The 12,963-nt window shown below is 72.0% G+C and carries 14 protein-coding genes; 5 read left to right on the top strand and 9 right to left on the bottom strand.

Annotated features, from left to right (window positions below):
- Nucleotides 1-97: 97 nt before the first annotated feature.
- From LO772_RS05945 to LO772_RS05925, 5 genes are read right to left on the bottom strand one after another with little or no spacing between them, the layout of a single operon-like run.
- Nucleotides 98-1,621, bottom strand: a complete 1,524-nt coding sequence (locus tag LO772_RS05945; RefSeq protein ID WP_231777307.1) for a cytochrome P450 — start codon at nucleotides 1,619-1,621, stop codon at nucleotides 98-100.
- Nucleotides 1,618-2,241: a GTP-binding protein gene (locus LO772_RS05940; RefSeq protein ID WP_231777306.1), complete on the bottom strand. Its 624-nt coding sequence runs from the start codon at nucleotides 2,239-2,241 to the stop codon at nucleotides 1,618-1,620. The genes LO772_RS05945 and LO772_RS05940 overlap by 4 nt, the downstream gene beginning before the upstream one ends.
- Nucleotides 2,222-2,581: a DUF742 domain-containing protein gene (locus LO772_RS05935; protein WP_231779432.1), complete on the bottom strand. Its 360-nt coding sequence runs from the start codon at nucleotides 2,579-2,581 to the stop codon at nucleotides 2,222-2,224. Before LO772_RS05935 ends, LO772_RS05940 begins: the two co-directional genes overlap by 20 nt.
- A complete protein-coding gene (locus LO772_RS05930) occupies nucleotides 2,581-2,991 on the bottom strand; it encodes a roadblock/LC7 domain-containing protein (RefSeq protein ID WP_443089371.1) in 411 nt (136 codons plus the stop codon). The genes LO772_RS05935 and LO772_RS05930 overlap by 1 nt, the downstream gene beginning before the upstream one ends.
- Nucleotides 2,975-4,555, bottom strand: a complete 1,581-nt coding sequence (locus LO772_RS05925; protein WP_231779431.1) for a sensor histidine kinase — start codon at nucleotides 4,553-4,555, stop codon at nucleotides 2,975-2,977. The genes LO772_RS05930 and LO772_RS05925 overlap by 17 nt, the downstream gene beginning before the upstream one ends.
- 1,046 nt (nucleotides 4,556-5,601) lie before the next feature.
- Here LO772_RS05925 and LO772_RS05920 point away from each other — a divergent pair.
- Together LO772_RS05920 and LO772_RS05915 are read left to right on the top strand one after the other, a co-directional pair.
- Nucleotides 5,602-6,018 (top strand): hypothetical protein, encoded by a 417-nt coding sequence (locus tag LO772_RS05920; RefSeq protein WP_231777304.1) that lies wholly within the window; start codon nucleotides 5,602-5,604, stop codon nucleotides 6,016-6,018.
- Nucleotides 6,019-6,261: 243 nt separating this feature from the next.
- Entirely contained in the window at nucleotides 6,262-6,945 is a 684-nt protein-coding gene (locus LO772_RS05915) for a phosphoribosyltransferase (RefSeq protein WP_331717310.1), read from the top strand.
- 240 nt (nucleotides 6,946-7,185) lie between these two features.
- On the opposite strand, the gene LO772_RS05910 is transcribed toward LO772_RS05915, so the two are convergent.
- Together LO772_RS05910 and LO772_RS05905 are read right to left on the bottom strand one after the other, a co-directional pair.
- Nucleotides 7,186-7,587 (bottom strand): rodlin, encoded by a 402-nt coding sequence (locus LO772_RS05910; protein ID WP_231777303.1) that lies wholly within the window; start codon nucleotides 7,585-7,587, stop codon nucleotides 7,186-7,188.
- A gap of 191 nt (nucleotides 7,588-7,778) precedes the next feature.
- Nucleotides 7,779-8,636, bottom strand: a complete 858-nt coding sequence (locus LO772_RS05905) for an AIM24 family protein (RefSeq protein ID WP_231777302.1) — start codon at nucleotides 8,634-8,636, stop codon at nucleotides 7,779-7,781.
- 298 nt (nucleotides 8,637-8,934) lie between these two features.
- Between LO772_RS05905 and LO772_RS05900 the strand changes: the two genes are divergently transcribed.
- Nucleotides 8,935-9,495, top strand: coding sequence for a hypothetical protein (locus tag LO772_RS05900; protein ID WP_231777301.1), 561 nt, complete (start codon nucleotides 8,935-8,937; stop codon nucleotides 9,493-9,495).
- A gap of 88 nt (nucleotides 9,496-9,583) precedes the next feature.
- Here LO772_RS05900 and LO772_RS05895 read toward each other — a convergent pair whose 3' ends face one another.
- Both LO772_RS05895 and LO772_RS05890 read right to left on the bottom strand, forming a co-directional pair.
- The gene (locus tag LO772_RS05895) at nucleotides 9,584-10,618 is read right to left on the bottom strand and encodes an aminotransferase class V-fold PLP-dependent enzyme (protein WP_231777300.1); all 1,035 of its coding nucleotides are present in this window, start codon (nucleotides 10,616-10,618) and stop codon (nucleotides 9,584-9,586) included.
- Between the two features lie 254 nt (nucleotides 10,619-10,872).
- Nucleotides 10,873-11,388 carry a cupin domain-containing protein gene (locus LO772_RS05890; RefSeq protein ID WP_231779430.1) on the bottom strand — a complete coding sequence of 172 codons (516 nt, stop codon included), beginning with the start codon at nucleotides 11,386-11,388 and terminating at the stop codon, nucleotides 10,873-10,875.
- A 243-nt stretch (nucleotides 11,389-11,631) separates the two neighbouring features.
- Between LO772_RS05890 and LO772_RS05885 the strand changes: the two genes are divergently transcribed.
- The gene (locus LO772_RS05885; RefSeq protein ID WP_231777299.1) at nucleotides 11,632-12,084 is read left to right on the top strand and encodes a MaoC family dehydratase; all 453 of its coding nucleotides are present in this window, start codon (nucleotides 11,632-11,634) and stop codon (nucleotides 12,082-12,084) included.
- A 138-nt stretch (nucleotides 12,085-12,222) separates the two neighbouring features.
- The gene (locus tag LO772_RS05880; RefSeq protein WP_231777298.1) at nucleotides 12,223-12,936 is read left to right on the top strand and encodes a DUF6891 domain-containing protein; all 714 of its coding nucleotides are present in this window, start codon (nucleotides 12,223-12,225) and stop codon (nucleotides 12,934-12,936) included.
- The last annotated feature ends 27 nt before the right edge of the window (nucleotides 12,937-12,963 follow it).

Genomic DNA, 12,963 nt, shown 5'->3' with positions numbered 1-12,963 from the left:
CCCGGCCCCCGCCGAAGTTCGTCTTCGACAGGGGCCGGGCCCCGTGACGCGGAGACCGGCCCGGCGCCGCCGAGGGGGCGCCGGACCGGTCGGCCGACTACTTGCGCCGCATACCGAACCACCCGGCCACGCGGCCGAGGAACGACGTCCCCCCGGCCGGCGGCGCCGCGGCGGGCACCGGCTCCGGCGCGGGCGCCGCGGGAGCGCCGTCGGCCGCACCGGCCTCGCGGGCCGCGCCGACGGGAGCCGCCGCGGCGGTCGCCCGCTCGGCGGAGACGGCCGGCGCGGGCGCCTTGGCCGTGGGGATCTCGCCCGTCCCCTCCGTACCCAACGGCGGCCGAGGGGCGAACGTCACCGGCAACGCCGTCAGTTGGCGCGACATCCAGGACGCCTCCCAGGTGAGGGAGTGGTCGTCGACGGCCAGGTTCAGCTCCGGGAGCCGTCCCAGCAGCACGTCGATCGCCGTGTCCGTGATCGCCCGGCCGATGTCCTGCCCCGGGCACTCGTGCGGACCGCTGCTGAACGCCAGATGCGACCGGTTGCCGTGCATCGGCACGGTCAGGTCCGGGCGGATCTCCGGGTCGACGTTGCCCGCGGCCAACCCGAGGAGCAGCATGTCGCCGGCCTTGATGGTCTGCCCGGCCAACTCGGTGTCACCCGTCGACCAGCGCCCCGGGCACACGATCGTGGACGGCTGGTCCCACAGGACCTGCTCCAGCGCGTCCGGCAGCGTCATCCGAGCGCCCGCCAGAGACGCACGGAAACGGGGGTCGGTGACCACGACGCGCAGCGTGTTCCCGATGAGCACCGTCGTGTTGTGGTGCGCCGCGGCCATGACGACACGCAGATGCTGGATGATCTCCGCATCGGTCAGGTTCGCCGCGTGGGCCATGAGCCCGGACGCGAAATCGATCCCGGGCTGCTCGCGTACCCGCGCCACGTGCTCCGTGATCGCGGCCATGACGTACTCGTTGCTCTCGAACGCCGTTCCGGTACCGCGAATCAGGTCGAGCGACGCGTCGACGAGGTTCGGACCGTACTCGTCGGGCATCCCGAAGAGCTGGGTCATGACCAGCATCGGCAACGGCTCGGCGAACCGTGCCATCAGGTCCACTTCGCCGTCCGCGCAGAACGAGTCGATCAACTGGTTCGCGAACCGCGTCACATGGCGGCGGATGCCGCGCCGGTCGATCTTCCCGAGACTGTCCGTGACCGCCCCGCGCAGGCGTTCGTGCTCCTCGCCGTCGACGAAGGCGCACACGGGCTGCCAGCCCACCATCGGCAACAGCGGGGAATCCGGGGCGACGGCCCCCTCCTGCAGGGGCCGCCACAGCCGCGAGTCACGCGAGAAGCGGTTGGGCGAGCGCACCACATCGAGGTTTTCCTGGTAGCCGAGGACCAGCCACGCCGGCAGGTCCCCGTCGACCAACACCGGGGCCACGGCGCCGTGTTCGGCCCGCAGCCGCTCGTACAGCTCCATCGGGTTGGTCTGGTGCTCGCCGACATACACCCGCGCCAGCCCCTCCTGGCTGAACGACGCGGTGCCGCCGTGTGCCGGGCAACCCGGCGGGGGAACGGAAACGCCGTGGAGCGAGGCGTCGTCCGCAGTCGGTGTACTCATCCTGTCTCCCTCTCTGAGAGCGCCAAAGCCTGGAGGTGGCGGGTGAGTTCGAGGAGGACGTCACGGCTGGACAAGCGGTTGCGCGCATCGCAGTCGACCATCGGAACCCAGTCCGGCAGGTCCAACGCCTCCCGCAGCTCGTCCAGTTCGTGCCGAGGCGCGTCGGGGAACGCGTTCACGGCCACCACGAAGGGCATGCCGCGGTCCTCCAGCTTGCCGATGACGTCGAAACTGACCTCCAGCCGCCGGGTGTCCACCAGGACCACCGCGCCCAAGGCCCCGTCGAACAACCCGTTCCACAGGAACCAGAACCGCTCCTGACCGGGCGTCCCGAACAGGTACAGCACCAGGCGCTCGTTCAGGCTGATCCGCCCGAAGTCCATCGCCACGGTCGTCTCGGTCTTGTCCTCGACACCGGTGACGTGGTCGATGTCCTCGCTCGCCCGGGTCATCGTCTCTTCGGTCGTGAGAGGGCGGATCTCGCTCACCGCGCGCACCATCGTGGTCTTGCCGACCCCGAACCCTCCCACGATGACGATCTTCACGGCGGTCGTCACCGACTCCGGCAACGTGTCCTCGGCACTCGGGCCGCGGACCGTGTCAGAGATTTTGTAGTCCATGCATCACCGCCTCAAGCAGCTCGACGTCGGGCAGCGACGCGGCGGGGATCGGCGGCCGGGACTCCACCCGGTTCGCCGCGATCAAGTCGGCCACCAGCACCATCACGACACTTGCGGGCAGCTCCAGATACGCGGAGACCTCCGCCACAGACAGCGGGTACTCGCACATCCGGAGGATGGCCGCCTGCTCGGGCGGCAGCTCGGGAGCGGGCTTCGCCCGCGACACGATCAGCGTGACCAGGTCCAGACGGCTGCGCGAATGCGCACCGCTGCGACCGCCGGTCAGTACGTATAAACGCTCCGGAACGCCTTCGTTCCAGTCCAGGTCCCGCGGTGCCATCATGGGGCCTGCCCAGCGGCTGAGGCGCGCGGGGGACTGGTGAGGTGCTCCCCGATACGCGCGACCAGATCGCGCATGGACTGTCCCATGAGCCCGGCGTCCACACCGTCGTCCGCGAGCACGGCGAGATACGCCCCGAGCCCCGCGGCCATCATGTAGAAGAAACCACCGTTCACCTCGATGACCACGAGCCGCATCCGGCCGTCGCCGTGCGGGAGTTCGTCGGCGATGGCGGTGGACAGGCTCTGCAGGCCGGCGCACGCCGCGGCGATGCGGTCCGCCGTGTCGACATCGCAGCCGTGCTGCGCGATACACAATCCGTCGGCCGACAGCACGACCACATGTCGGGTCTGCGGGACTCCGTCGGCCAGATCTTTGAGGATCCAGTCCAGGTCAGCTCGTTTCTGCATCACGATCGCCCTTGTCCAGCAAGTCGTCACGAGTTTTTTCCGGGGACTTCGCCGCCGCGGGCTCGCCCGAGACCCCCTTGGAGAACGCGTCGAGCCACAGGCCCGGCTCGGTCGCCGTCGCGGGCTGCGCCGGGGGAGGCGTGGTCGCCTGCCGGGGGACGGGGGGAGCCGTGGCGGTGCCGTTCGCCCGGCCGCCGGCCCTCGGGGGCACGGCCCGGGCGCGGCGCTGGCGCTGCGGAAGCCCGTTCGCCGTACGACCGACCATGTCGCTCGGCGTCTCGTCGCCGCGCGACGCGAGGTTCGGCAGGGCCGAGCCGTACGACTTCTGCGACCTGGCGGCGGGAAGCGCACCGATACCGGGCGCCGCGCTGGAGATGATCGACTTGGGGGCGGCGGCGATCAGCTCCTTCGGGACGACCAGAATCGCACGGACACCGCCGTACGCCGACGGTCGCAGCGCCACCGTCAAGTTGTACGCCTGGGCCAGTCGGCCGACCACGGCCAGGCCGAGGCGCGGCGATTCGCCGAGGTCGGCGAGGTCGAGACCCGCGTGGGCCTCTTCGAGAAGGCGCTCGACACGGCGCCGGGCCTCGTCGGCCAGGCCGATGCCGCCGTCCTCGATCTCGATCGCGATACCGGACTGCACCTCGCTGGCGCTCACGCGCACCATCGTCTTCGGCGGCGAGTAGCGCGTGGCGTTGTCGAGCAGTTCGGCAAGCGCGTGGATGAGCGGTTCGACGGCCGGGCCGATCACCGCGACCTCGGCGATCGAGGTCAGTTCGATACGTGGGTAGTCGGTGATCCGCGAGGTCGCGCCGCGCAGAACGCTGTAGAGGGCGACGTTGTTCTGCCACTGGCGGCCCGGGCGGGCGCCGCCGAGGACCGCGATGCTGTCGGCGAGACGGCCGATCAGCGCGGTGCCGTGGTCGATGCGCAGGAGATCGCCGAACACGTCCGGGTTCGTGCCGTGCCGCTCCTCCATCTCCCGCAGGTCGGTGGCCTGTTGGTGGACGATGGCCTGGACGCGGCGCGCGATGTTGACGAAGGCCCGCTGCGCCGCGTCGCGCATGCCTTCCTCGGCCTCGACGGCTTCCGCCGCGGTCTTCAGCACGTCGAACTGAGCGGAGGCGAACTCTTTGGTGATATCGGCGTCATCGGCGATTCCGTACAAAACCTCTTGCGCGGTCTCGCCGCTCTGCAGACGTCGGATCGTGGTGGGCAGCAGCTTCTCGGTCAACTGCACCAACGCGGCTTCCTGAGCGGCCAGGTGACGCTGTAAGGCCGCGGCCTCGGCGGCGTGCCGGGCCTGCAGATCGGCGAATTCGGCCGCGTGGTGCTGTCGTTGCGCGGCTATGCGCCGCCCTCTGCGGGTCGCCTCCGCGGCGGCGAGGGCCACCGCGGCGACGGCACAGACGAGCGAGACGGCCAGCGGGATGCGGGCGTCGCCTTCGACGAGGGCCACGGCGACAGCCGCGGCAGCGACCGACGGAACGGTCGGCAGAAGCCAGAACAGACCAGCAGCGGTGGGACGTTGGGATTCGGGTGGGGACCCGACACGCACCATGGACATCCTCGGAATCGTGCGGACGGCGGGCTGAGGGGGACACGCCTACTACCAATTAGGGCGCAACAGCCTCCTGGCGCACGGCATGCGTCGTTGTCGCGGTCGGGGGCGCTCCCCATGACACGGCAGACGCAGCATGTATCAGGCTGTGGCGGCCCCGGCCAGCCCGACTCGACGGTCGGTGGCATTCCAGACGACGCGACCACTGGTTGTAGTCGTCGCACATCATTTGGGCCACTGGGGAGCATAGCCGGTTTGGACCAGCGCAGTGCCACACCCGAACACCTCGGGGTTGGCGAATGGTGGCGCAACCGTGGCGTGTTCGCCTGTCTTGTGCTTTACCTGCGACGACGTGCCCATATGTCGCCGAGTCGATGCGCTCACCGTCCCATGGCGCGGAAGCACCGGAAGTGGGCGGCGACGGCCGCGCATGGACGCGGCGAACCCGGGTAGCCGCGCAGCACAAGCGCGGGTCGAACAGCGCGGGCCGTGCGGCGCGAGCCGGACACCGCGGCCCGAACGCTGGGGCCGAATAGAGGCGGCCGGACGGCGCGGAGCGCACCGGACGGCCCGGACCGAGGCGTCCGAGCAGCCCGAACCGCCCGAGAGAGCGGGGAGTTCGCGTTCCGCCCCGTCCCGTCGGCACGGTCGTCGCGGTCGTCGCGGTGGCACCGCCGGCGGGGAGCCGAGCGGGGCGGACGGGGGACGGCCGCACCGACGCACCGCGCGCCGGCCGCCGCGACATCCGGCCCCGACACCGCGACGCCCAGGACAGTGGAGAAGGTGACCCACCGTGGGCACACCCCCCGATCCCGTGCCCCCGAACCCCACCCCGGCGCCCGGTCCGGGCCCCCAACCGGGTCCGGGCCCGGGGCCCATGCCGGGTCCCGGTGGGCCCGACCCGGCACCACCCGAGCCGCCGCGGCCGGAGCCCGATCCGGAACCTCCCGCGCCGCCGCTGCCGGGGCCGGGACCGTACCCGGGACCGCTGCCGGGGCCGGGGCCGGAACCCGAGCCCGTGACCTGACCATCCACGGAGGCATCACATGATCGTCATCGTCCTCGGACTCCTCATCGCGGCGGCGAGCGCCGCTTTCGTCGCGCTGCTGATCGCGTACAACACGTCCGGCGGACCCGAGTACAGCGTGAGCATGTTCGACAACCACGTGGTCACGCTCAACACGTTGGCGGCGTTCGTCTCGGGTCTCGCCCTCGCCCTGATCTTCTCCCTCGGCCTGGCTCTCGCGTGGGCCGCGATGCGCATGCACCGGCGCGGCCGGCGCAAGCGCGGCTACGGGACGACCACGGACGCGGCCCTGCGCGAGCGCTCCGCCCGGCACGCCGCCGAAGGAGACTGGCAGGCCGATCCGGGGCTGCACGGGCAGGGCACCGGGACGGCCCGACCCCGCCACGGATCCACCGATTTCCCCGGCGGACTGCCGCCGACGGGCCGGGACGGCTGAACCGGACGCGCACCGCGTTCGCCGCGGAGTCGGGAGGCCCCGGATCGGGGGGCTTCCCGACCCCGCGGTTTCGCGGACCCGGGCCGACCCGACCCGCGAGCCCCGCAGCCGCGTGCCGCGGCCCCGAAGGACTCGCCGAAGGGCTCGCTGAAGGCCTCGCACCCGAAGACCACGCACCCGAAAGCCCCGGACCGAGAGGCCCCGGGCCCGCCCGGAAAGACCCCGAACCCGGAAGCCCGAGCCATGTTCTTCCTCGACCGCGCGGACGCCGGACGGCACCTGGCCGACCGGCTGGACCACCTGCGCGACGCCGACCCGATCGTCCTCGGATTGCCGCGCGGCGGCGTCCCCGTCGCCGCGCGGGTGGCGTCGGCCCTCGGGGCACCCCTGGACGTGCTGGTGGTGCGGAAAGTCGGTGTGCCGTTCCAACCCGAACTCGCGATGGGCGCCATCGGCGAGGGCGGCGCGCGGGTCCGCAACGAAGCACTCATCCGGGACTTCGGCATCGCGGACGACGAGGTCGCCGGCGTGGAGGCCGCCGAACGCGACGAACTGGAGCGCCGGACCGCCCGCTACCGCCACGGCGAGCCTCCGTACGACCTGGTCGGCCGGACCGCGATCGTGGTCGACGACGGCATCGCCACCGGTGCCACCGCGCTCACCGGCTGCCGCGTCGTCAGGGCCCGGGGCGCCCGCCGCGTCGTCCTCGCGGTGCCCGTCGCCCCGGCCGGGTGGGGGAGCCAACTCGCGGACGCGGCAGACGAGTTCGTCGCATTGACCATGCCCATGGACTTCCTCGCGGTGGGCCAGTACTACCGGGACTTCTCCGCCACCTCCGACGCCGAGGTCGTCGCCTGCCTGGAGGAGAACCGCGCGCTCCGGGCGGGCGGCAGCGACGCCGCGCACCGGCAGGGCGGTCGGCGCTGAGCCGTGGCCGGTGGCCGCGGCGCCCGTCCTGTGCGCGCGACCGACACTCCCGCGTGGGGGAGTCGGCTCTCCGCGTCGGCGGGCGGTTCCGGTCGACTCACGCGGGAAACGCGCACGCGGTGCCGGGCACGAAGCCCGGCACCGCGTGTTGTCACCGCACCACATCAGCGCTCTGCGCTACACCGCCCCGGCCCGCTCGGTGGAGGAATCGGCGGTCGGGGGCGGAGCCGTGCGACCGCGTCAGCCGTTCGCGGAGAGAACGTTCTGCAGGACGTTGGCCAGCGGGTCGTCACCGTTCTGCTGGACCGCACCCGGGCTGCACACCTGGCTGGTCTGGTCGGTCAGCACGTCCTGGACGGGGACGTTGACACCGATCAGCGCCGCCAGCGGCACCTGGGCGTCGACCTTCTGCAGGTCGAAGCAGTTGAGCACGCCGCCCTGCACGAGCGCCATGTTCGGGCTCATGTAGCCGTTGCTGGTGGTGTTGCCGACGGCCTGCGGCGTGACGTTCCCGGCCTGCACCGAGGCGTTGCCGTCGTTGTTGCCGACCGCGAGCGCCTGGGGCGCGGTCGCTGCCATGACCCCGAAGGCCGAGGCCGCCATGACGGTGGTGGCAGTGGCGCGCTTCAAGACGTTGGACATCGAGGTTCCTTCGTACGCAGTTGCTTGGGAGTGTGCTGGTGCTGCAGCAGCAGACTGTCCAACAGGCCATCGGCGGTTTGGTTGCGCAGGTTCACCCGAATGCCGTAACGAACATCGAGAACGCTCGTGTGTTCATAGGGACTTCGGTGCGGTGCGGCGGATCTCCGCACGCCCGCACCGGCCCCGTCCGCTCACCGGTGGTAAGGCCCCGGCGGGGGCTGGTGCGGGTGCGGATACGGCTGGGGGTACGGCTGCTGCGGCACGCCCTGCCGCGGGTGCTGCACGGGACCGTGCGGCCCGCCCGGCCCGCCCCACGTGTTGCCCCGGTAGCCCTGCTGCCCCATGCCCAGGGGCCCGCCCTGGTGTCGGATCATGTCGACGGGGTTGATCTCCGTCGACTGGACCAGCACCCAGCCCTCGCCGATGAAGCTGAGCATCCATCCCTCGCCGGTCTGCCCGCGCCGGCGCCAGATGCGGGCGCTCGACACGGTCTGCGCCTCCAGGCGTGTGGTCAGCCCGGCGGACCACGCCACCACGGCGTCCGCGTCCACGAAAACCTCGTTGCGCGCGTCGACCTTCATGACGAGCGGCACCCCGGGCGTCGTCAGCGCGATCATGCCGGTGCCGCCTATCTGGAGGCCGTTGGCGCCCGGCCCGCCGATGCGCTGCTCGGAGTCCAGCGCCACCGGCGTCCACGTCAGCCCCGGGTCGAGGGCGAGCACGGTGTCGTCGTCGACGATCAGGCCCTCGTTCCGCAGCGGCACCAGATGGACGTGCTGCGCGTAGTGGGCGAGGTAGACGACGCCCGTCCCGAAACAGCGCATGAGCGCCATGAACTCGGCTCCGTACGCCTCCGCGCGCGCCTGGCTCGGGGCCGGCATGTAGCCGTCGAAATCCACCGCGCCGGTGAACGCGACCATGGCGCCCTTCCGCGCGAGGACTTCGGGCGCGGACCGCTGGTCGAGACCGACCCGCAGGATCTGCGGATTCTGCAGGCTGAAGCGCTCGGACGACGAGATCGCCACGTTGTTGAACAAGGGACTCTGCACCCCCACATGATCCCTGGTCGGAGGCACTGGGGTGAACAAACCACCGGCCAACTCCGACCGACTCGTGACCCTCGGGCGAACACACGTCTCGTGCGACACACGCGTTTCCGTCCCACGGCGTCCGAACGGATCGGGCCTTCCGGCGGAAACGGAAGTGTGCCAGGGAAGGACGCCTCAGGCGATCGGCCGCCGACCCGGGCGCGGGGCTCGATCTGCCGGCCGCGCGCCTGACGGTCCCGGTGGCCGCGGCGGCGCCGGTCGCGCTGGTCGCGGCGGGGCTGCCGGACCACCGGGCACTGTGCGAGCCCGGGGCACACGAGCAGCGCGACCATCCCGAGCGGTCCGCACGTCGTGGATCGACTACGCGGGCATCGCGGGCATCGTGCGCGCGGGGCGGCGGCCCGGCGACGGCATCGTCTACTCCGCCGTCGACCAGCGGCTCTGGCACGTCGACGCCGGCGTCGAGTACTACCTGCGCGGCGAACCCCGGCCGCGCGACATCCTCGCGGGCCGGACGGCCGAGGACCGCGACGACCTGTGGACATACGACTGTTCGGCCCCCGCCGCCTGCCTCGACGCGGCCGACGCCGACCGCGTCCGGCTGGTGGCCGTCGTGCCGCGCGGCACACCGGTCGACCCGTTCACGGCGTTACTGCCTTCCACGGCAGAGGAGTTGCGGGCGCGATACCACGTGGTGCGCGGTACGGCGGTCGCGGGTGCGTACGTGAGCCTGCTCGAACGCGGGCCCACCCCGCCGGGCACCGCGTGTGGGGGCAACGGCCGTACCCCGGAGCGGCGTTGGGCGCCGCGAGGCGAGGACCGCTGCGCCGCGGGCGACCGCGCGGGTGGCCCCGCCTGAACCGCGCGGGCGGGCGCCGACCGGTTGCCGGGCTGCCCCGCCTTCGCGTGACGCGGCATCAGTTCGCGTGCGCGCCAAGCCCGTTGGGTCATCCGGCCGAGAGCGCGTCGACGGCCGCGTCCGCGTCCGCTTCCGTGGTGTAGAGGTGGAACGACGCCCGCAGCCGTCCCGCGCGCACGGCCGCGCGGATGCCGGCGGCGCGCAGCGCCTCATCGGCGCCGGGGGCGTCGACGGTCACGATCGCGCTGTTCCCGGGCGGCAGTCCGAGGCCGGCCAGGAAGCGGTTGGCGAGGGCAATGTTGTGGGCCCCGATGCGTTCGACGCCGATCTCCCGGACCAGCGCCAGTGCGGGAGCGGCGCCGACCCACGCGAACCACGCGGGGGAGATGTCGAAGCGGCGGGCGTCCGCGGCCAGGCGCAGCGGCGGGCCGTAGTAGGAGGTGTGCACGTCCTCGCCCGCGGCCCAGCCCGCCGCGACGGGGACGAACCGGTCGCGCACGCCCGGCGCGAGGTACGCGTACGCGGTGCCGCGCGGGTTCATGAGCCACTTGTACCCGGCGACCGCGAGAACGTCGTAGCGCGTGGCGTCGACCGGCAGCCAGCCCACCGCCTGGGTGCCGTCGACCACGACCATGGCGCCGTGCGCCCGGGCCGCCGCGACGATTTCGGTGTCGTCGGCGATGGTCCCATCGGCGGACTGGACGAGGCTGTAGGCGACGACGTCGGTGTGTGCGTCGATGGACGCGGCGAGTTTGGCGGGGGGGACCGCCGTGACGTCGACGCCGCGCGGTTCGTGCACCATCCACGGGAACACGTTCGAGGTGAACTCGATGTCGGGGAGGACGACGCGCGTCCCGGGCGGCAGCGACACCGCCACCGGGGCGAGCAGGCTCGACACGTTGCCGCCGATGGCGATGTCGGAGGCGTCCGCTCCGACCAGTGCCGCGAAGTCGGCGCGTGCCGTCTCGGCGTCCCCGCCCTCCCAGGCGGTGTGCCCGGTACGCCAGTCGCGCTGGGCGGCGAGGACCGCTTCGTAGGCGGGAGTGGGCGGGAGCCCGTAGGTCGCGGTGTTGAGCCACCCGGGTTCCGGCTGCCACAGCTTGCGTGCGCTCTCCAGGTCCATTCCCCGACGCTAAGCGCCGTGCGGAACGCCGCATAGAGCCACTTGGCGGCAGGTGGATCGCGGAGCGTGAGGCGGCCCGGCCGGGCCGTGGCGGATTCGCCCGGCCGGGCCGCCTCCGAGGCGGCGTGTGGCGCACAGGGGCGGCGCCACACGCCGCCGGCCGACTTGCGCGTGCCCACAGGGGCGAGGCTCGCGCACGCGGCGTGGGTGGTGGTCTGCGGGTGAATGTAGCCGAATGATCGGCTACATGGGGGTCATTCCGTTTTTTGCCGGTCCGGTCCTCTCGGCGGACCGGCGCCGGGGTCGCCGTCCGTCCGGTCCGCCAGCCAGTCGGGCCACGGCACGGGCGGGTTGGGCAGGGGCGTGATGTCCCGTTCGGCGAGAAGGCGGGCGAAGCCCTCGCGGTCGGCGGGAACGGCGCGGGGGTCGCCCGACATCACCTCGTACAGCGTCGCGCCCTCCGGCCCGGCGACGAGCGGACCGAACGCCGCGCCGCGCTCCAGCGTGATGTGGGTGCCCGCCGGGCACGGCCGGTCGCCGACGGAGACCTCGCCGGCGACGACGAAGACGTAGTGGTCCGATTGGTGTCCGTGGCGTTCGACGACCACGCCGGGGTCGTAGCGCGCGTAGATCACCATGCGCTCGGGCGTCCAGTCCAGGAACTTCTCCCACACCGACACCCGGCGGCCGTGGTGGAGCTGCGCCTTGACCTCGTGCCAGGGCGTGTCGCCGATATGCGTGATCGTCAGTTCCGGGTTGCCCTCAGGCATTTCGTGCACACACCCCCCTCAAGGGGACCGGCGTCCCGCAGCGGCCCGCGCAACACCCTAGCTGATGCATATGCACGTGCATTCGCATCCGCATACGGTGCGTCTGGAACCTAGCCGTTGGGAAATTAGTTTGCAAGGTCCACTATCGACTGAGCGACCAATACGATGGGCCGCGCAAACGGTTGTCACCCGGACCGGTGACGCCGGCCGAGACCAACACTCCCGACCACGCCGGAGGCAGACATGCGGGTTTTCACGTCGTTCGACGAGTTCGCGGCCCAGAAGGGCGAGCACCTGGGGTACAGCGACTGGCACGTCGTCGACCAGGACCGCATCAACCTCTTCGCCGAGGCCACCGGTGACCACCAGTGGATTCACGTCGACCCCGAGCGCGCGAAGGACGGCCCGTTCGGCGCCACGATCGCGCACGGCTACCTGACGCTGTCGATGATTCCCGCGCTCGGCAAGGACGTGTTCCGCCTCGAGGGCCCGAAGATGCTGGTCAACTACGGCTCCGAGAAGGTGCGTTTCCCGACGCCCGTCACGGTCGGCTCGCGCGTGCGCGTCGGCGCGGAGCTGGTCGACGTGCGCGACGTCGCGCAGGGCAAGCAGGTGCTGGTGCGCTACACCGTCGAGATCGACGGCCAGAGCAAGCCCGCGTGTGTGGCGGAGACCCTGGTGCTCGTCGTCCTGTGACGCCCGCGCGGGCACCACGCGTCATCGTCGGGGGCTTGCGTCCCCACGATGACGTCCGGTGCCCGCGAACTCCGGCCGCCGCCGCCACCGTGCCCTACCCTCGTGGCCCACGGACGCAGCCGAGGAACCGGGGACGACATGAGCAGCGACCAGAACCGCGACCACATCATCGACGCCCTGACGGCGACCGTGCGCGGCGGATTCCGCCGTGAACCGGAGATCGTGGCCTATCTGGACGACATCGTCGCCCGGCTCCCGGACGGCGACCACCCCGGTCTGACCGAGGAACTGACGGCCTTCGTCAGGGAGTTGACGGCGTCCGAGAAGGCCGCCGAAGCGGACTGGGACGACGTCACCACGAACGACGCGCTCGACCGCGCGTTCGCCGAACTGCGCGGCCTGGGCATCGTGGCGCTGCAGAATGCCGGGCTGACGCAGTCGGACGGCTGGTCGGCCGCCGAGGAGGACGCCGGCATCCTGGCCGACGAACTCGACGAACTCGACGAACTCGACGAAAACGAGGACTTCGACGACGACGAGGACTTCGGCGAGGACGACGATGCCGAGGAATCCCCCTGGGGCCGAGTCCGCGGCGCGGTCTTCTACCACGGTCAGGACCTCGCACGCGCCGTTCGCGGCGACGGCCTGTACCTCACCTTCGGCGCGTTCTCCCTCCCCGGTCGCTCCCGGGCCGACCACGACGAGGCCTCGGTGGCCGTCGGCCGCACCGTGCGCGACGTGCTGGCCCGGCACGGCGTCGCCGTCACCTGGGACGAGACGGTCGCGCAGCGCATCCTTGTCCCGCCCTTCACGTGGCGCCGGAGGCGGTGGACGCAGGCGCCGACCGCGTGACGCCGGGCCCGCCGGAAGCGCGCGGGC

This window comes from Yinghuangia sp. ASG 101, from assembly GCF_021165735.1.
Lineage (GTDB): Bacteria > Actinomycetota > Actinomycetes > Streptomycetales > Streptomycetaceae > Yinghuangia.
The sequence above is the reverse complement of the archived record's forward strand: the minus strand, read 5'-3'. Positions and strand labels throughout refer to the sequence as shown.